This is a genomic window from Candidatus Erwinia haradaeae (assembly GCF_900698885.1).
GTDB lineage: Bacteria > Pseudomonadota > Gammaproteobacteria > Enterobacterales > Enterobacteriaceae > Erwinia_E > Erwinia_E haradaeae_H.
In genome coordinates this window covers 139,297-160,806 of record NZ_LR217705.1, presented here as the reverse complement: position 1 = coordinate 160,806, position 21,510 = coordinate 139,297, and the positions used below count along the sequence as shown (strand labels likewise).

12 protein-coding genes and 1 tRNA gene are annotated in these 21,510 nt (G+C 32.4%); 8 read left to right on the top strand and 5 right to left on the bottom strand.

Annotation, left to right across the window (positions count from 1 at the left end):
• Positions 1-58: 58 nt before the first annotated feature.
• On the bottom strand, positions 59-1,003 hold the full coding sequence (trhO, locus tag ERCISPPS3390_RS00510; RefSeq protein ID WP_197094915.1) for an oxygen-dependent tRNA uridine(34) hydroxylase TrhO: 945 nt from the start codon (positions 1,001-1,003) through the stop codon (positions 59-61).
• A 358-nt stretch (positions 1,004-1,361) separates the two neighbouring features.
• Complete coding sequence (icd, locus tag ERCISPPS3390_RS00505) at positions 1,362-2,612, bottom strand: NADP-dependent isocitrate dehydrogenase (RefSeq protein ID WP_197094914.1); 1,251 nt, start codon at positions 2,610-2,612, stop codon at positions 1,362-1,364.
• A 1,299-nt stretch (positions 2,613-3,911) separates the two neighbouring features.
• Between icd and ERCISPPS3390_RS00500 the strand changes: the two genes are divergently transcribed.
• The 7 genes from ERCISPPS3390_RS00500 (at position 3,912) to ERCISPPS3390_RS00470 (ending at position 16,987) form a co-directional block, all read left to right on the top strand.
• Positions 3,912-5,102 carry an amino acid aminotransferase gene (locus ERCISPPS3390_RS00500; RefSeq protein WP_197094913.1) on the top strand — a complete coding sequence of 397 codons (1,191 nt, stop codon included), beginning with the start codon at positions 3,912-3,914 and terminating at the stop codon, positions 5,100-5,102.
• 502 nt (positions 5,103-5,604) lie between these two features.
• On the top strand, positions 5,605-6,903 hold the full coding sequence (locus tag ERCISPPS3390_RS00495) for an adenylosuccinate synthase (protein WP_197094912.1): 1,299 nt from the start codon (positions 5,605-5,607) through the stop codon (positions 6,901-6,903).
• Positions 6,904-7,379: 476 nt separating this feature from the next.
• A complete protein-coding gene (gene rnr, locus ERCISPPS3390_RS00490; RefSeq protein WP_197094911.1) occupies positions 7,380-9,659 on the top strand; it encodes a ribonuclease R in 2,280 nt (759 codons plus the stop codon).
• A gap of 408 nt (positions 9,660-10,067) precedes the next feature.
• Entirely contained in the window at positions 10,068-10,805 is a 738-nt protein-coding gene (rlmB, locus tag ERCISPPS3390_RS00485) for a 23S rRNA (guanosine(2251)-2'-O)-methyltransferase RlmB (RefSeq protein ID WP_197094910.1), read from the top strand.
• A 1,133-nt stretch (positions 10,806-11,938) separates the two neighbouring features.
• Entirely contained in the window at positions 11,939-13,327 is a 1,389-nt protein-coding gene (gene asnS, locus ERCISPPS3390_RS00480; RefSeq protein WP_197094909.1) for an asparagine--tRNA ligase, read from the top strand.
• A 364-nt stretch (positions 13,328-13,691) separates the two neighbouring features.
• Positions 13,692-14,795 (top strand): porin, encoded by a 1,104-nt coding sequence (locus ERCISPPS3390_RS00475; protein WP_269319457.1) that lies wholly within the window; start codon positions 13,692-13,694, stop codon positions 14,793-14,795.
• Positions 14,796-15,523: 728 nt separating this feature from the next.
• Positions 15,524-16,987 (top strand): amino acid permease, encoded by a 1,464-nt coding sequence (locus ERCISPPS3390_RS00470; protein WP_197094908.1) that lies wholly within the window; start codon positions 15,524-15,526, stop codon positions 16,985-16,987.
• Between the two features lie 617 nt (positions 16,988-17,604).
• Here ERCISPPS3390_RS00470 and fmt read toward each other — a convergent pair.
• The 3 genes from fmt to ERCISPPS3390_RS00455 form a co-directional block, all read right to left on the bottom strand.
• Positions 17,605-18,552, bottom strand: a complete 948-nt coding sequence (gene fmt / locus ERCISPPS3390_RS00465; protein WP_197094907.1) for a methionyl-tRNA formyltransferase — start codon at positions 18,550-18,552, stop codon at positions 17,605-17,607.
• 24 nt (positions 18,553-18,576) lie between these two features.
• Complete coding sequence (def, locus tag ERCISPPS3390_RS00460) at positions 18,577-19,086, bottom strand: peptide deformylase (protein ID WP_197094906.1); 510 nt, start codon at positions 19,084-19,086, stop codon at positions 18,577-18,579.
• A 643-nt stretch (positions 19,087-19,729) separates the two neighbouring features.
• Positions 19,730-19,817 (bottom strand) — tRNA-Ser (locus ERCISPPS3390_RS00455).
• A 1,001-nt stretch (positions 19,818-20,818) separates the two neighbouring features.
• Between ERCISPPS3390_RS00455 and ribB the strand changes: the two genes are divergently transcribed.
• Positions 20,819-21,463, top strand: coding sequence for a 3,4-dihydroxy-2-butanone-4-phosphate synthase (gene ribB, locus ERCISPPS3390_RS00450; protein ID WP_197094905.1), 645 nt, complete (start codon positions 20,819-20,821; stop codon positions 21,461-21,463).
• The last annotated feature ends 47 nt before the right edge of the window (positions 21,464-21,510 follow it).

Genomic DNA, 21,510 nt, shown 5'->3' with positions numbered 1-21,510 from the left:
AATATTTGTAGATAACCCATATAGTTATATTTTTATACTACTAAATTACATGATTTTATCACGAAACAAGCAGTCTTTGCATACAAAACATACTACAGCAATGATTAAACTGATCAGCACATGCTGGGCATTGAATAAAAAGTTTATGGCAGTGGTTATTTTTACAGTTTTGATAACTATCATAACTATTACCACACTGATTACAATGCGCTAAAACATCTCGAGAGATACACTCAGACATCCGCTGATCAAATACAAAATTTTTTCCTATAAAGTGCACCGGTAAACCTTGAACACGTGCCTGACGAACATAATTAATTACGCCACCCTTAATTTGGTAAACATTTTCATACCCATGGTGACGCATCCAAGCGCTAGCTTTTTCACAGCGAATCCCTCCTGTACAATACAAGACTATTTTTTGTTTTTTATATTTTTTTAGCATATCCACGATAATTGATAACTGCTGACGAAAAGTATTTCCTGGAATAGATAATGCTTTATTAAAATGTCCTACTTGATACTCATAGTAATTTCGAACATCTACAAATACAGCCTCACAATCATCCTGCAATAAATTTACAGTCTTTGCGTTTATATGCATACCCACATCACTAGAATTAAAACTTACGTCAGTAATACCATCTGCAACGATACGCGGACGAACTTTTAAACGCAACACCCAAAAAGATCGTCCATTATCATCTAGCGCTATATTCATATGCATAGAGGACATATGGGGATCAAATTCATGCAGCATCTTTTCCATCTTTGAATACAAACCGCAGGGTACACTTACTTGCGCATTTATACCTTCTTTAGCCACATAAATACGACCAAAAACCTTTAAATTAGCAAGAACTACATAAAGAGAATCTCGAAACTCATAAGGGCTGGTGATAGTGAAGTATTTATAAAAAGAGACAGTTATGCGCTTTTGAGGTTCTAATAGCAAGCGCCTCTTTAACTCCTTATTAGGAGTGGTATTATATAACAATGACATAGGTATGCACATCCTGCGTTTACATATTTAAACATAATATTGGGTGGAGTTTATTTTACAAGTTTTTATTTTGTAATTTTGTAAAAATATATTTTAGATCTCACGGGCCCCTATCATCTATTAAGCCAATAAAAAACTATCGTGCTAATATTTTAATTACTAATTAACCAATATCAAAATATAAAGATTTTTATGCATATTAAAATAATATACATGGGCGTGCTTGCATATACATAATTATTCAATGTTATCAGTAGATATTAATAATTTAAAAATCTGAATTAATTATCTAATTATGTCAATTAATTTATCTCATTGATAGTATCAATAAAAATTATCCAAAAATAGCCAACGCATATTACATATTTTTTATCACGGCTTCACCAAACTCAGAACATGTTAGCAAAGTTGCGCCGAGCATCATGCGCTCAAAGTCATAAGTTACAGTTTTAGCAGCAATAGTCTTTTCCATTGCTTTAATAATAAGGTTTGCTGATTCTACCCAACCCATATAACGTAACATCATTTCAGCGGAAAGAATCATAGAACCAGGGTTAACTTTATCCTGACCAGCATATTTAGGTGCAGTACCGTGAGTAGCCTCAAATAATGCACAGGTTTCACCAATGTTAGCGCCTGGAGAAATTCCAATACCACCTACCTGTGCTGCTATTGCGTCAGAAATATAGTCACCATTAAGATTCATACAAGTAATCACGTCATATTCAGCCGGACGCAACAAAATTTGTTGTAAAAACGCATCAGCAATAACATCTTTAATTACAATATATTTTTTATTATAGGGGTTCTGTATTAGAACTTGTGCGTTATAATCGTTTAAGACCCCACTGAATTCCTCTATAGCTACTTGATAACCCCAATCCTTAAAAGCTCCTTCAGTGAATTTCATAATATTGCCTTTATGCACCAGGGTAACAGAATCACGGTTATTAGTAATCGCATATTGAATCGCAGCGCGTACTAAACGTTTTGTCCCAGATTCTGAGCAAGTTTTGATGCCAATACCGCATTGCTCTGGAAAACGAATATTCTTAACATTCATCTCCTGGCGTAAAAATTTTATTATTTTATGTGCTTCTTTAGTGCCAGCTGCCCATTCAATACCTGCATATATATCTTCAGAATTCTCACGAAAAATCACTACATCAATAGCTTCTGGATGTTTTACGGGACTAGGTGTGCCACTATAATAACGTATTGGGCGCAAACAAATATATAGATCTAATAATTGACGTAAAGCCACATTTAAAGAGCGAATACCACCTCCTACTGGAGTAGTTAATGGACCTTTAATAGCAATGTGATATTTTTTAAGAAAAGACAGGGTTTCTTCTGGTAGCCAAACACCCTGACCATATAATTTTACTGCTTTTTCACCAGCATATATCTCCATCCAACTTACTTTACGTTCACCGGCGTATGCTTTCTTAACGGCAGCATCAACAACCTTCCTCATTACAGGAGAAATATCTCTTCCAATTCCATCTCCCTGGATAAAGGGAATAATTGGGTTTACTGGCACATCAAGTATCCCTTTATGATACGTAATCTTCTGACCTTCTATTGGAATAGATACTGGACTTTTCATTCAACCCCCTAACAATGCTATTATTAATCATTCAAGAACTTTGACATCTTGTGAAAAATATAACTTCTCAAAAAAAATCTATACATAATATAATTTGTTACCAACACCTTCATTAAGAATATATGTTATATCTTATGTACTTATGTATAAAATGATGATTGAATCCCATTAAATATTAAATCTGTATGTTTCCAAAAACATCAAGATTCGATCTTAATATTAGTAATCATCAATCTATCTTGCCTAATTAGTCACCCATCATAAATAATATCAATATTACATTTTATATAGTCTTTATTCAGTCTTTTTTTTTAAAATCATTCATTTAAATTAAAATCTAATATATATTAATTGACTACAATATAATACAAAGCATAAACTTATAATTCATACATAAAGCTCATAAAACAATAACATTCCAGAATAAGGGCAAGTGGTTCACAATATGATATATATACAATATGATATATATACGATTAAATTAAATAAGTATTTTTTCTAAAACACTACATCACTGAAAACTCAACATTGTAACTGAATATTGAATGATAATCATTTCTACAAATCAAAAAAAATGCCTTGATTTTATTTTATTTAACCTACAAAAAAAACGCGGTTAACTGAAAGACCACATATCTATTATGTGACTGTTAATTAAAATAATTCAAATAGGTATATATTTGTAATTATACAATAAATATCTTTATATTTAATTTTAAATAGGTGTATATTAAATACCTTTATCTTTATATTTAATATTCTCTGAATTTATTTGAATTTATTAGTGTTATATCATATAAAATTTATTTTTATTCTAAATACCTATATATATTTAAGAAATATCTATATATATAAGATATTAAGATATATTTAAGAAAATTTAAAAAAGCTTACTTAAGTGATCTCTATCACGATCATGATATAAAACATCATGCTATACAACCAATAAAGATCATATAACTAGACTAAATTATTTTGTCATTTGTTGACTAATTTTATTTTATTTAAAACTGCAGAACTATAATTCTAATATAAAAATATATTAAATAATAAAAATCTGTTCAATTCATCCTATTATAAAAATCATTATCCATAACTATTAAACTACAAATTTTTAAATACTATTCTTTCAATACTACAAAAAAAATTTTTTACAATATTCCATGATTGACGTATTCAGTATGATTTAAAGAACGAAAAAAATTTAAGTAAACAGTCTATTATTTACATTGTTGATAATCTATGCATAAACTTTTTCTTAATTTTAAAAGAACGTAAATTAAATGGACATATCAAAAAATGTTTGAATTAATTAAAGAATCACAACCAGACCCTATTCTAGGTTTAAATACTAAATTCCATACAGATCAACATATGGACAAAATTAACTTAGGCATTGGAGTATATACAGATCACACTGGAAATACACCTATACTTTCTAGCGTAAAACAAGCAGAGAAATTTCTTTTAGAACAGGAAGTAACTAAAAATTATCTACAAATTGATGGTCTTTCTGATTTTGGGTATTACACTCAAGAGTTACTATTTGGAAAAAATAGTTCAGTAATTAAACAAAAACGCATACGTACCGCACAGACACCTGGTGGTACAAGTGCATTACGTATTATAGCAGACTTTATTTCAAATCAGACAAATATAAAAAACATCTGGATTAGTAATCCTGGTTGGCAAAATTATAAAAATATTTTTTCTGCAGCAGGACTAAAAGTCTACATGTATGATTATTATGATTCAGTCAATCATGCACTAGATTTTAGCGCTATGAAAAACAGCCTGAACTCTGTTTGTCCCGGTGATGTAGTAGTTTTTCAGGGTTGTTGCCATAATCCAACCGGAGTAGATCCATCTCACGAACAATGGAAATATCTGTCTAAAATGTCCCTCGAAAAAGGCTGGCTACCATTATTTGACTATGCTTATCAAGGATTTTCTACAGGAATAGCGCAAGATTCTATCAGTCTAAGTGTTTTTTCTGCTACACATAAGGAGCTTATTGTATGCAGTTCCTATTCAAAAAATTTTAGTTTATATAATGAACGCGTTGGCTCCTTAAGTATTGTCGCTAGCCAATCTAATATTGTTGATACGGCTTTTAGTCAGATAAAATCAACTATTCGTTCTAATTATTCTAGCCCGCCATCGCATGGTGCAGCAGTAGTGTTAACTATTTTGAGCAATCCGTCTCTACGTCTTCAATGGGAGAATGAGCTATCTATTATGAGAGAACGTGTTAAACTCATGCGCCAATTATTAGCAGACACACTAAAAATAAAAATAAAAACAATTAATTTTAGCTTTATCACATCACAGACGGGTATGTTTTCCTTGATCGGATTATCACCTAACCAGATCAACCGTTTGCGTAATGAATTTGGAGTGTATATGCTGCAATCAGGTCGAATAAATATAGCTGGTATTACTCTAAAAAATCTCTTTCCATTATGCGCAGCTATTAATCATGTGCTCTAAAACTAACTATAGTTATCACCGATAAGTGATAGTATATCTTAATATACAGTATACAACTCATGAGTTTATAAAAAAATATATCATTAAAATATATCAAGGATAAAAATTTTTATATAAATATTCCTTATTTTAATCAAACAATAGTAAAACTACTATAACATATAGGATATCTTTTAAATATTTTTAATAAAGATCTTCGAGACTAAATCGTCCAGCAATACTACTATATCTTTTTCTGCTTCACCTCAATCTAAATCTAAATAAGTATCTAGAGCGTATTTTATGAATAAAACTGTTTTCAATATAAAAAACTATACTATCTTACATTAATGATATGCTAAGCACTATAATCTACTGAGCGCCACTTACTTAGCTTAATATTCAATTGAATTGACAGTAAGCCTATATGCATACATAACAAATCAGTATACTAGTAGTAATCTGTCATCATTAATTAATGATGACATCCTGTTGCTTTTAAAGAAATCGGTAATTCTGTAAAATGAAAAAAAATGTCGTAGTACTTGGCACCCAGTGGGGTGATGAGGGAAAGGGAAAAATTGTTGATCTTCTTACTGAATGGGCCAAATATGTAGTACGTTATCAAGGCGGTCACAATGCAGGTCACACGCTAGTTATTAACGGTAAGAAGACAATCCTCCATTTAATTCCATCAGGGATCATGCATCAGCATGTTGTTAGTATTATCGGGCATGGTGTGGTCATCTCTCCCTCTGCTCTTATGGCAGAAGTTCAAGATTTAGAGTCTCAGGGTAAATCCGTTGAAAACTCCCTCTTAATCTCTACAGCGTGTCCACTATTATTAGAATACCATGTTGCTTTAGATGTTGTACGTGAAAAAGAACGAGGCCTTCAGGCAATCGGAACAACTGGTCGTGGCATTGGTCCTGCATATGAAGATAAAATCGCTAGAAGAGGACTCAGATTAGGTGATTTATTAAATAAAAAAACTTTTGCAGAAAAACTTAAGAAAACGATGGAGTATCATAATTTTCAGCTTGTTCATTACTACAAAACCAGCGCAGTAAACTACTATACAGTGCTCAAAAATATCATGAAAATCTCTGATAACCTAACACGAATGGCCATTGACGTCTCTGGATTACTGGAAACTGCCCAGAAGCGTGGTGATCTAATTATTTTTGAAGGGGCACAGGGAACACTGTTAGACATAGATCACGGTACATATCCATATGTAACATCATCAACCACTACTGCCGGAGGTGTGTCACCTGGTACTGGAATTGGTCCATGTTGTGTAGGTTATGTTTTAGGCGTGCTAAAAGCCTATTCCACTCGCGTGGGATCAGGTCCATTTCCAACCGAGTTGTGTGATCATACTGGTGAATTTCTTTGTAAACGAGGTAATGAGTTTGGCGCAACCACTGGTCGTCGTCGTCGCACAGGGTGGTTAGATGCTGTAGCTGTGCGTAGAGCCGTCCAAGTAAACTCTATTTCAGGTTTTTGCATTACTAAATTAGATGTCTTGGACGGTCTTAAAGAAGTTAAAATCTGCGTAGCTTACCGCATGCAAGACAATAGTCATATCACTGTTACGCCGCTAACCAATGAACATTGGGAGGAGGCTGTGCCAATCTATGAGATCCTACCAGGGTGGAGTCAAAGCACATTTGGCGTAAAAAATTTAGAACTTTTGCCACCTGAGGCGCTACATTACATTAAACGCATTGAAGAAATCACAGGTGTTTTCATTGATATTATCTCTACTGGACCAGATCGTAGTCAAACCATTGTGCTACGTAATCCTTGTACTTTGTAATCTTTTATACTAAAAATACCCCTTTTTTAATATTAGAATTCTAATTAATATTACTACAATGGTTTCATACCCTTCTTTGCTATCATCATTTGCCCCTTCTCTCTATCTATATAGACATATAAAGCCTTCACACTTAGAATCTTTACAATTCCAACCGCTCTCGAGAAAAGAAAACTATCATCTATTATGATATGATTTTAATCATCACATCTATAATATATTTTTCTATAACAACTCAATGAGTAATGCAGTAGCTGTATTGATAATGAAATTATTTTTAGAAGTAGATATGTTTTATACTATCAAGATCAATAATAATTGAACAGCTCACGTCACTATCAGTGATTATAATATATACTATATATTTATAATATAACTCAATATTTCTTAAATATTCTAGTTGTAGACCACTATCTATTATACTGCATCATCATAAATCAATGTGTTACTTGGCAGATCAGAATGGAGAAACCTTGATGTTATACGACCTATTTAAGGAACGAGAAGCTCAAAAATACGATAACCCCATTCCTAGTCGAGAATCTATCCTCTATCATATAGAAAAATATAAAAATCCGATTCATCGTGATGAGTTAGCGAAAGAGCTACTTATTTATGAAAAAGAAAGAATCGAAGCCCTACGAAGAAGGCTGCGAGCCATGGAGCGCGATGGACAACTAGGATTTACTCGCCGAAAAGGTTATTCAGTTCTTAAAAAGATTAACCTAGTACAAGGAAAAGTAATCGGGCATCGTGATGGATTTGGTTTTTTACGTGTTTCCGGTAACAAAGATGACCTTTATCTTTCAATGACACAGATGAAAATGTGTCTACATGGCGATATAGTGCTTGCACAGAAAATCAGTTCTGATCGTAAAAATCGCCAAGAAGCACGCGTTATTCGTGTAATTGAGCCACGGAATACCCACATCGTGGGTCGCTATCTGCGTAACTCTGCAGGGGGCTATGTAGTTCCAGATGATCATCGCTTAAAATTTGAGATCTTTATATCTAATAACAATCTACTTACCGAATACTTAGGTTTTATTGTAGTAGTGGATCTAGTGCAGCGTCCAACATTAAAAAATCAAGCAATTGGCAAAATTATTAAAATACTTGGCAACACAATAGACACAAGTACAGCAATAAATATTGCATTATATACCCATAACATTCCTCATCAATGGCCACAAGCACTAGAAAAACTTATTACACAATTAAATGTGGAGATACCAGAAGACATTAAACGCAACCGCATTGATCTACGTCAATTACCATTAATCACTATTGATGGAGAAGATGCTTGTGATCTTGATGATGCCGTGTTTTGTACAAGCGAAAAAGATGGTGGATGGCGTCTTTGGGTTGCGATTTCTGACGTTAGTTACTATGTTAGACCCAACACCCTGTTAGATGATGAAGCCATACATCGTGGAACTTCTGTATATTTTCCATCACGGGTGATCCCAATGCTCCCAGAAGTATTATCCACTAAACTATGTTCGTTAAATGCAGATGTAGATCGTTTATGCATGGTTTGTGAAATGACAATCTCTTCTAGCGGGGAATTAACTAGCTATAAACATTACGAAGCCATGATGAAATCCTCTGCGCAACTGACTTATAATACAGTTTGGAATATTCTACAGGGAGACAAAAAATTACGAGAATACCACTTACCTATAGTAAAAAATCTAGAAGAGCTGCACTGCATGTATGTAGCATTAAAAAAATCTCGCAAGAAACGCGGAGGGATCGTATTTGATATTGCTGAAGCTAAATTTATCTTTAATGTGCATAATCGTATCGAGCGAGTGGAAAAAATGGTGCGTAATGATGCGCATAAAATTATCGAAGAATGCATGATTCTTGCAAATGTTGCATCAGCATGTTTTGTGGAAAAACATGGCGCACCAGCATTATTTCGGGATCATGATCGCCCGATAGGAGATAACATTAAAAGTTTTCGCATAGTTCTAGGAGAACTAGGCCTTACTTTATGTGGCGGAGAACAACCCAGTCCACTAGATTACTCAGCCCTTTTAAAAAATATTCATGGACGTTCAGATAAGGACATGATCCAAAGTCTACTATTACGCTCAATGAAACAAGCAGTCTACGATGCCGAAAATCGTGGACATTTTGGCTTAGCGCTGACATCATATGCACATTTTACCTCACCAATTCGCCGCTATCCTGACCTAATACTGCATCGCACTATTAAATATATCTTAGCACAAAACAAAAAATATCTAAATAAAGATTGCATACTTAAGGGCAGATATCATTATACCACAACTCAAATGCTACAGCTTGGCCAGCACTGTTCTATCACGGAACGCCGTGCCGATGATGCCACGCGTGATGTAACTGATTGGTTAAAATGCGATTTTATTAAAAATAAAGTTGGAGCAATCTTTAACGGTACTATTTCTAGTGTTACCAGTTTTGGTTTTTTTGTACGTCTTAGTGATATTTTTATTGATGGGTTAGTGCATATATCCACATTAGAAAAAAACTGTTACCGTTTTGATTCTATAAGACAACGCTTAATCGGAGAACGTGTAAGTCTTACCTATCGTTTAGGTGATACTGTAACGGTACAATTAGATTCTGTGCATTTAGAAGAACGTAAGATTATTTTAACACTAATAAGCCATACAAGCACATTCTTGCATACAGGTGACGCCTTAAAAAAAGACTTACACTTGAAAAACAACAAAAGAAATAAAAATAATGCTAAAAAATCTATATAAAAATTTTATAAATATACAGACTTGCTTGTAATACTGTATAAGGCTAACTATAATGCAAAATTTCGAAAATAATTTAAAAAAGTATTTCTCGATAGATTATAATCATGAAATAATAGTTAACATCATAATCAAAAAGTATAGCGAAAAGATCATTAATCATAAAATGTTTGAAAAAACTAAGAATTTCTTAATAATATTACCCTATAAAAGCATTTCTCTAGCATCAATTTCTCTAGCATCAAATGTTACTTAATTTATTTATGCAATCCATTACACTAAAAACATTAGAAGATTGCATCCACTAGATTAAATCTAGTAATCATATTATATTATACTCAGAATGAAAATCAGATAAGCTCTAATATATTAGAGACATGATATATTCCTGTAATCTAAAGCATCTAAAATATGAATGAAATAGTTTTTGGTATCTACGCTGTAGAAGCAATAATTCATAGTGCTCCTCATCGCTTCAAAGAAGTTTGGATTCTTCAAGGACGAAAAGACCATCGCCTAGAGGCTCTAATACAATTGTTAGAAATAAATAAAATTACCATCTATACAAAAACTCGAAGCAGAATGGATCAACAATCAGAAGGTGGTGCACATCAAGGTGTTATTGCCTTTGTGCGATGCAGGCGTCCATATCAAGAAAATGATCTATCGGCCTTGTTATCTAAAATAAATAATCCGTTTTTTCTAATCCTTGATAGTATCACAGATCCTCATAATCTTGGTGCCTGTATTCGCAGTGCAGATGCAGCTGGTGTACACGCTGTAATCATACCAAAAAATCGCTCTGTACAGCTAAACTCTACAGTAAGAAAAGTCGCTAGTGGTGCGGCAGAAAATATACCCCTCATTTGTGTTACTAATTTAGCACGAGTTATGCGTTTCTTACAACGAGAAAATATTTGGATTATTGGCACAACTGATAAAACTCACCAAACTCTTTATCAAAGTAACCTAACAGGTCCATTATCTTTGGTGATGGGTTCAGAAGAAAAAGGTATACGACGTCTCACACATGAGAACTGCAATGAACTAGTGCACATTCCTATGCTAGGAGGTGTCTCTTCTCTCAATGTTTCAGTAGCTACTGGTATTTGTTTATATGAAGCAGTACGTCAAAGACACTTGTATTAAACAAAGTAATTGAACAAATTATTAAATTATATGTTAAGCTATATTATAATATAAAAAATTTTTTAATTAAAAATTTTCATACATTACACATACAATTAAACGGTATACGTAATGGTTCAAAGTATATTAGTGATATAAATGATTGCCTGTAATTTGCATTTAGATTGCTTTTTATTATGTTATCAACCATAACTATGTTCAATATAAAAAATTTTATTAGACTATTTTACGAGATAGTATATTATGCAAGTATAATTTAAAAATATATTACTATAATATAATGAGATTAATATAATGAGATTGTTACTATACAATCCATGTTAAAATTAATGAAATGAAGGCTTTTTAGTAAAAATTTTATTTTTTACAAAAAACTATTAAGTTAAACTTTAATTAGATCATTAGAGGTAGATAGGTCAAAAGGTGGTCATTATTCTATCTGTCTTAAGTAGATGTGCCTTTTATTTTTAATTAAGGATAAAAATATAGATCTAAAATATAACCTATATCGATATTAGTAAACAGTAATCAGTAATGTTAAAAATCTACCATAGTCAATACTACTAATTCTATAAGTCTTTAAAAGTGATTTTTTTTTTATCATATAATCAAATAATTTCTAAAGTGGCATATATTTTTACTCAATAATACATTAGATATAGATCTTCTAATCGTGAATCTATTTCTCATTTTAACAATAATGTATCTGCAGATACAATAAAGTTATAAATCAAGATTTTCAGTACACTATGAGGCCATTGTGAAATCATACAATAAAATATATAATTTTACTGTTTCTTGCTCCTGATCAACTATATTAAGAAAATTTAAAAATATTTCTTTTGTTGTTTTACACCTTTTTATATATAAAATGTATATATGCAAAAAAGATATAAATAAAAAATTATACGGAAAAATATATATATTTATATCGTGCATCATTATTAGTTTTTATCATACTTCTATAATTAATCGATATTAAGCATTAAAATCTTAAATAAAATTGACAGATTAGTGGTACTCAATAGTTATCTTAAGTTCTACACAATTATATCGGCAGAATACCTTTAGAATATAGTAATTTAATATACATAAAATTTTCCATGTTATTAGGTAAATACTAGGAGACTGATATGCGCATAGTTTCTATAGCAGATATCCTAAAAGGATGCATCACTACAGGAAGTACAGTCACCGTATGCGGATGGGTTCGTACTCGCAGAGACTCAAAGGTTGGTATTTCCTTTGTTTCTATATATGACGGCTCCTGCTTTCATTCACTTCAAATAGTAGCAGAACAAAATCACCATGATGTCTTATCTCTCACAACTGGTTGCTCATTATCAGTAACCGGAAAAATTATAGAATCACCAGGTAAAGGGCAAACTTTTGAAATGCAGGCTGCTAATATAAAAATCATAGGCTTAGTAGATAACCCTAATACCTATCCAATATCAGCAAAAAATCATAGCCTAGAATATCTTCGCGAGGTAGCTCACCTTAGGCCGCGCACTAATATAATTGGAGCTGTTACGCGTGTTCGTCATTCCATAACACAAGCTTTGCACCGTTTTTTTAACAAAGAGGGATTTTATTGGGTTGCAACACCAATCCTCACTTCATCTAATACTGAAGGAACTGGAGATATGTTCTGCGTCTCTACATTGGACATAGAAAACCTACCCAGAACAGCATTAGGAAAAGTAAATTATGATATGGATTTTTTTGGTAAAAAAACTTTTCTTACTGTTTCCGGTCAGTTGCATGGTGAGACCTACGCTAGCGCTATATCAAAAATTTACACCTTCGGCCCCACTTTTCGCGCAGAGAAATCTAATACTAGCCGTCATTTATCAGAATTTTGGATGATAGAGCCAGAGATAGCATTTTCTGATTTAGAGGGAGCCTCTGCTCTTGCAGAATCTATGCTTAAGTATGTTTTTCAAGCAGTTATAATAGAACGTTCTGATGACATGGATTTTTTTTCTCGTCGAATAGATTCAAATGTAATGGTACGATTGAAAAGCTGTATCTTGACTAAATTTGCCCAAGTAAATTATTCTGATGCGATTGATATCTTGTTATCATCTAAACAAAAATTCGAGCATCCAGTTCAATGGGGGCTAGATTTCTCATCAGAACATGAACGTTATTTAACAGATCAATATTTTAAAGCGCCAGTAGTAGTAAAAAACTACCCAAAAGATATTAAAGCATTTTATATGCGCTTAAATAACGACGGAAAAACAGTGGCCGCTATGGATATTTTAGCACCAGGTATTGGGGAAATACTTGGTGGATCACAAAGAGAAGAGCGTATTGAAATCCTAGATACCCGTCTCACCGAAAAAGGTATATCGATAGAAGATTATTGGTGGTATCGTGATTTACGTCGCTATGGCACGGTACCACACGCAGGGTTTGGATTAGGTTTAGAGCGATTGACTTCCTATATCACAGGAGTAAAAAATGTAAGAGATCTTATTGCTTTTCCACGAACGCCACGCAATATATCTTTCTGAGTATTTATTGTGGTGTCTATATACTTAATGCACATAATATATGTATACTTCATGTATTCAGCTTAGGTATAATACAATTATTATATAATGATTATTATGCAAAAATCTTTTATATATTCCGTAACATCCTCTACCTTCGCTGAATTATCATGAGCACTTAGATTTTTAACTACTGTTACTAGACTACACCAATTATTTCAGTAATAAAGACTAGTAATATTTTCAAGCTAGCTTCATTCAACTAGCAATAATAAAATCTCTAAAGAGTATAAAAACAAAAACTCTCTGAGAGGTTACACAAAAATTATTGTCGGAAAATTTAGGTGATAAGTTTCCGGATAATCACTTCAATGAGGATCATACAATGATACATCGCAAAATTCTTGCAGTAATGATACCAGCTCTTCTAAGCTCTGGATATGTTAATTCTGCAGAGATATACAATAAAGATGGTAACAAAGTTGATTTATACGGTACAATTAATTTAAAACATCAATCCTCTAAAAATACTGATGATGATGGTGATAAATCCCATATACGCATTGGTTTTAGAGGTGAAACACAAATTAGTGATCTTCTAAGCGGCTATGGTCAATTAGAGTACAGCGTTCAAGATAATATGTCTGAAAAAGAAAGCAATTCCGGTTCTCAACCTCATGTTGGGTTTGCTGGTTTTAAGTTTTCTGATTATGGAACTTTAGACTACGGTAGAAACTATGGAGTAGGACATGATCCATTAGCATGGACCAATGCTCTACCAATGGGTAGAAATGATTCAGCGCAAGCTAATAATGGAATGATTGGCCGCTCTAATGATTTGGTAACTTATCGAAATAGTAACCTATTTGGTTTAATTGATGGTTTTGATTTTGCACTTCAATACCAAGGAAAAAATAACACAGACAAAACTACAAAAGATATTAAGACAGAAAACGGAAGAGGATTTGGTAGCTCAATGAGCTACACTACACCAATGGGTATCGGTGTATCTGCAGCCTATACTACTGCAAATCGTACGGAGAACCAAAAAAGCGCTTATTTAGGTTCAGGACATGATACTGCTGAAACCTGGGCTGCAGCAATCAAATATGACGCAAATAATATTTACCTAGCAACAATGTATGGTGAAACTCATAATAATGCTTATATTAAAAATCAGGTTGAAACAAAAACAGTCGAAGGCGTAGTTAATAAAGAACAAAAATTTGAAGCAGTTGCACAATATCAGTTTGATTTTGGTCTTCGCCCATCCTTGTCGTATATACAGTCAATAGGTAAACAAATTACCCATTTTAACCATAAAGAGCTCTATAAATATATTGATGTAGGCACTTACTATAAGTTTAATACTAACTTGTTAACTTACATTGATTATAAAATTAACCTTTTAGAAAAAAATCATTTTACTAGTAACGCCAATATCTCCACTGATAATACCATTGGTCTTGGGTTAATATACAAGTTCTAATTTTATCACTCTTACCACTGCCTATCATCTAGACGCATGTTAATAAACGGGGCAATTGCTCCGTTTATTATTGATTTTTATAAAAATACTCCTTAATTGCATTAACATGAAACACATTGTCATAGCGCGTTCTTTATATACTCAGCGCTAAATCTATAAACGCTCCCTATAAATCCTAACCAATATTATAATATAAAAAATAAGAATCACGCCACTTGTCAGGAGATAGTAATTTTTTTTTAAAAAAAAAATTCTTTCTATTGATAACTAATACCAACCTTACAAGCTATAAATTATCTTAAAATTACACAGTGATAGGAGATTCAACCCCAACCAATCCTATGTTTTTCTAAGGTCTTATTATATTTAAAAATCACTTAATAAATGCTACAGAGCAGCTATTACTATGTATGTATAGTTATATAACTTTTAAAATAATAATTCTATAAATAAAACTTATATCCATAGAATATTTAGATCCTTATCTAAACCATATAAACATAAATTTTTACCTAAACTAAATAAAAATTTCCAGAACCAATCGCATTTGTACAATTATGTACTAATTAAATTACAAAAGAATGCTATCATCATGTTCAGTTTTGATGAGTTATACTATATAATATGAGCTTTACTGAAAATATGAAATTATAAATATCCTGCTAAGATAGCTTTTATCTGATTCTTACTTACTGCCTTGCCATTATAAATTATTGAAATTCAATACCATGAAAAAAATACACAACACTGGTTTAAAAAGAGAACTGAAAACTCGTAATTTAATGATGATGGCTATAGGTGGCTCTATTGGTACCGGTCTTTTTGTCGCTTCTGGAGCTACTATTGCCAAAGCTGGCCCAGGCGGAGCTCTAATTGCATACGCAATCATAGGTCTTATGGTTTATTTCTTAATGACTAGTCTCGGCGAATTAGCTTCCTTTATGCCAGTTTCTGGCTCCTTCTCTACCTATGGCTCCAAATATGTTGAAGAAGGTTTTGGATTTGCGCTAGGGTGGAACTATTGGTATAATTGGGCTATAACTATAGCAGTAGATCTTGTGGCGGCACAACTCATCATGAGCTGGTGGTTTCCAAATACACCTGGATGGATTTGGAGCGCTCTATTTTTAGGAGCGATCTTTTTGCTTAATAATATTTCAGTAAAAAATTTTAGCACGGCTGAATACTGGTTGTCATTTATTAAAGTAACCACAGTGATTATGTTCATAATCGTCGGTATTTTAATAACTTTCCACATGCTACATTATTCTTCTAGTGCAATCTGGAAAAACTGGACGATTGGTGATGCTCCTTTTGTGGGTGGCTTTTCTTCAATTATTAGTGTGGCAATGATTGTAGGTTTTTCATTTCAAGGAACTGAGCTTATCGGTATAGCTGCTGGTGAATCAGTTAATCCTCAAAAAAGCATTCCAAAAGCAGTACGTCAAGTATTTTGGCGAATTTTGTTATTCTATGTTCTTGCAATAATTGTTATTAGCATGATCATTCCATATACTGATCCTAATCTTCTTAAAACTAGCGTTCAAGATGTTAGCATTAGTCCATTTACACTAGTTTTTCAACATGCTGGGCTTTTATCAGCAGCAACTGTGATGAATGTTGTAATCTTAACTGCAGTATTATCATCAGGAAACTCAGGTATGTACTCCGCGACGCGTATGTTATTTTCTCTAGCGGTTGACGGAAAAGCGCCACGGATTTTTGCAAATACATCTAAGAAAGGAATACCTCGTGCTGCACTATATGCTACAACATTAGTAGCAGGACTCTGTTTTTTGACCTTAGTGTACAGCAAAACAATCATCTATCTATGGTTGTTAAATGCCTCAGGGGTTACGGGATTAATTGCCTGGTTAGGTATTGCGATTAGCCATTACCGTTTTAGAAAAGGATATATATCACAAGGTTGTAATTTAGATAGATTACCGTATCGTGCTAAACACTTCCCAATTGGACCTATATTTGCTTTTATTATCTGCCTAGTTATAACGCTTGGGCAAAACTATCAAGCGTTTTTTTCTGATCTTTTTAAATGGAACGAGGTAGTAGCGACCTACATAGGAATTCCTTTATTCCTGTGTTTGTGGATTGGATTTAAAGTAAAATATAAAAGTCGTTTTGTCAAATATAGTGATATGCACTTTCCAAAATCAGAGCACGAAGATAATTAGAGGAACTTATTAACGATAAGTACACTCTACAGCAAGATATTCATATATATTTTTACATCACGTATATATTTTATATAAAATAAAATTTAAATAAGAATAATATTCTCTTATTTAAGTACTGCTAATTATTTTTGATAAACTCTAATACAAATAAAAAACACTAAATTTTATATCATCTGCAGCAGAAACTCTTAGAATCATCAACACATAGATACATTACCCTAAGTAATTTATAGCGCTTGTAGTTGCTCTTTTATTTATAAAAAAATTACGATCTGTATAATTTTATTTTAAATATCATAAAAAACTAAAAAATCATAAAAGAATGCACGAATTTAATTAACATACTAGAAATATTATACGACATATCTGCATGATCATGACAGGTGTCTACGTGTGATATATATCACCTGAATATCAAAAACCAAGAAAGCGATAAGTTGAGGAATACCTCTTTTATAGCACTATGAACTCTTAATAGTAGGTGATATTATCGAATCTCTATTTTATTTCGTAATATGTAAGATAAAAATCTTATAAAACATTAATAAAGAAGAAGCTCAAAATCACCATTATTTTTTAAAATATGTTAATAAAAAAAAATCAAACAAACACCTTTAAGCAATCATCTTTCCTATAGTGCACCATGGATGATAAGAATTAAGAAAAGCTTGCACTGTCATTTTATTTTTTCCAGCAAGCTGTAATTCCTGTATATTTAAGATACCATCTGCGGTCAAAACCTGAATGCCTTCTTTTTCTGCTTTTATGATTTCTCCAGGTCTTCTGTTGCTCACGCTAGGTATCACGGACGCCTTCCAAACTTTAATACATTGATCGCCAATCATAAAATAACTTACAGGCCAGGGATTAAAAGCGCGAATACGACGCTCTAATTGCACAGCAGACAATGACCAATTAAGACGAGCTTCTGCTTTACTAAGTTTGTATGCATAGCTAGCTTGTTTCTCGTCTTGTGTTCGTAAGTTATATGTATTATTCTCCAACTCTGTGAGAGTGGTTAATAAACTCAGTGAACCAAGATTAGCTAATCTATCATATAATGTAGCGGTTGTGTCAGAAAAATGAATAGGACATGATGCTCTATGCAAAATATCACCAGTATCTAGTCTAGAATCCATCTTGATAATGCTCACCCCAGTTTCAGAATCTCCGGCACATAAAGCACGCTGAATTGGTGCTGCCCCTCTCCATCTTGGCAATAGAGAAGCGTGAATATTAATACAACCAAGGCGTGGAATCTCTAAAATTGCCTGAGGAAATATCAATCCATACGCGACAACTACTATAATATCAGCATTAAATGCTGATATTATATCCTGATCAGCTTGAGAATCTAGTGAATCTGGCTGAAGGATAGGTATTCGACTTTCTTTAGCTAATTGTTTAACTGGACTCACGCTATTTTTTTGACCTCGACCAGATGGTCGATCCGGTCGAGTTATAACTGATACTACGTTATAGTGAGACAAGAGGAGTGTATGTAAATGATACTTAGCAAACTCTGCGGTACCAGCAAAAATAATCTTTAAAGAATGAGACACATGCGCACCCTGATACCTACTCAGTTAGTAGTGATATTGTTGACGATAAAATTTTTTCAATTTCTGACGGATACGTTGACGCTTCATTGGTGACAAATAATCAATAAACAATTTTCCAAAAAGATGATCTATTTCATGTTGAATGCAAATAGATAAAAGACCATCTGCTTCCAGTTCATAGTAATCGCCATGGCGATCTATGGCTTTTATCTTTACCTTCTCTGCACGAGGAACTAATGATCTCTGTTTTGGGATGGATAAACACCCCTCTTCTGCTATTATATTAGCACTCTTATTTAATATAATAGGATTAATTAATACCAAACCAGTATTCTTTGTTTTTGAAATATCTATGACAATGATACATTGATGAATATCAACTTGCGTTGCTGCTAATCCAATACCTTCCTCAGAATACATCGTCTCAAACATATCATCAATAATATTTTGAGTACGAGTATCTATTTTTAACACAGGTTGAGCGATTATCCGTAGACGCTCATTAGGAAAATACAATACCTTTAAAACAGACATGGCTTTTATTCTTAGTATCAAGAAATAGAAAATTTCGTTTCTACCCAACTATCATGAACGATATGTTAAATATTGTGTATATTACAACAAATTTAGCTTTATTAATTAATAAATTTCTACTCAATATTAAAATTCTAATTATTATCTTTTTCTCGTTAGTTTCAGAAGTATGGTTATATAAAACACCAAAAGTCAGCTCTTGAGGTAACCTAATCCAATAGATTAAATGAAACAACATCGCTATTAGCGTAGAATCTGTAAATATTGCAACATCAATACATTTTTCAAAAAAAAACGCTAAATGGACATTTTACCTTATATGACGTATAGTTTTGACAAAATTTAAATGCCATCATCATGGGCTTTTACGCAAGCACTAGACAACATTTAATTCTAAAATATTTTTTACATTATGATTTTCGTATTATGTTAACATGCATATCTGATTACTATCAGATCACTCTTATATGGTAACCATGATAATATAGTGTTTGTTCACTTTTATATGCCTCTATCTTTTTTTCAGTGTACTATTATTAGCTCTATAAGGTTAATAAAACTTACGCATCATATCATAAATAACTCTTCTTTATTTAGTGAGCACACCTGAATAAAAAAATCTTAAGATCTAATAGTAATGTCCTGGCGGAGGAGCAGAGATTCGAACTCTGGAACGGTTTCCCGTCGCCGGTTTTCAAGACCGGTGCCTTCAGCCACTCGGCCACTCCTCCATGTTTTTCTTCTTAATGGTTCTTCTAATGTTTACTATCAATGAACTACTCTGAACTACTCTTATAGTCTTATAAGGTGAAATCTTTTTTCAAAAAAATTATAAAATATATAAACACTAAAAATATTAGTTTGATTATGATCAAAAATAATATTTATACTAAAAATTTTTTATTTTTTGCGTAATCAAGAAATAATATTGCCTAGTAATCATTGTATATTTTTACTATATATATTTTATATTATGACTTTTAACTTATTTTATCTACAACCTGTAATATAACATTATTTCAACGGAACTATCGTGCATCATCATTTTAAGCTAAATAATATCCAAAAAAATAAAATCTAAAAAATACTTTTAAGTACACTGTTAAAATGTACACATCTTAGATGTAAATACGTATAAAACATCAAAGCTTACAGTAACATATTAAGATATAATTCACTAAGTGCAAATTATTTTCAAAGATAACCACATGATCTTTTGTTTAGTAATTTTAATACATCTGTAAGAGAATTTCTACCTCTTTAGTCAGTCTCATATATTATGTTATCATTAATAATTATCCAAAAAATAAACAAAAATATTATAACAGAAAATATACGCATAGCTCAAGTAAATCTGTACCATAAAAGCATCTATATTCTTTTTTAAAACGAATTCACTTAGGTGTATCAATATAAAATAATAATAGTGATTTTCATTACTTGCACTATTACTTATTCGGCGCTATTATCAATAATATTGAATTTTTAAAAAAAATAATGATATATAGTTATACTACACATCCTTTGAATTATTTTATGTCAAGGATATCTGCGCGTGAATAATCAAAAAAAATCTGCCATTATTTTAGAAACAACAAGAACAATTTCAATAACAGAAGATAGCTACTTTTAGAGAGAGTATAATTATTAAGGATAATTGTTTTTTATTTTATTAACATCCTGACTACACTCTAGTTCTTATAATACAAATATTTATTAAGGTTGATTGACAATGCATCAATTGATACTTTCCCAGTTTGGAACGCCTAAAGAACGCGTGCTTAGAGCTATTAAGGCCTTGCAATTAGGCTCTGGAGTAATGGTATTAGACGATGAAAATCGTGAAAATGAAGGGGATATGGTTTTTGCTGCAGAAAAGATGACATTGGAACAAATGGCACTAAGCATTCGTTATGGAAGTGGTATCATTTGCTTATCCCTCAATGAAGAGCGCTTAAATGCACTTAATCTACCAATGATGGTTCATCATAATACAAGCACTTATGGTACTGCCTTTACAATCACTATTGAAGCCGTTAAAGGTATCACTACGGGGGTTTCTGCTGCTGATCGTTTAACGACCATACGAACCGCTATTGCTGATAATGCACAACCTAGTGATTTAAACCGCCCTGGTCATGTTTTTCCTCTACGCGCTCACGCTGGAGGTGTATTAGAACGTAGTGGGCATACTGAAGCTACAATTGATTTAGTTACATTAGCCGGTTATAAACCAGCAGGTGTTTTATGTGAACTGACTAATGATGATGGCTCAATGGCAAGAACCTCAGAAGTTATTTCATTTTCCTATCAACACCAGATGCCAATAGTAACTATAGAAGATTTAATAATATATCGAAAGTATAAAAAAATCTAGCCAACATTCTATTGCTTGAATAGAATAATAATAAATTCAATCATATA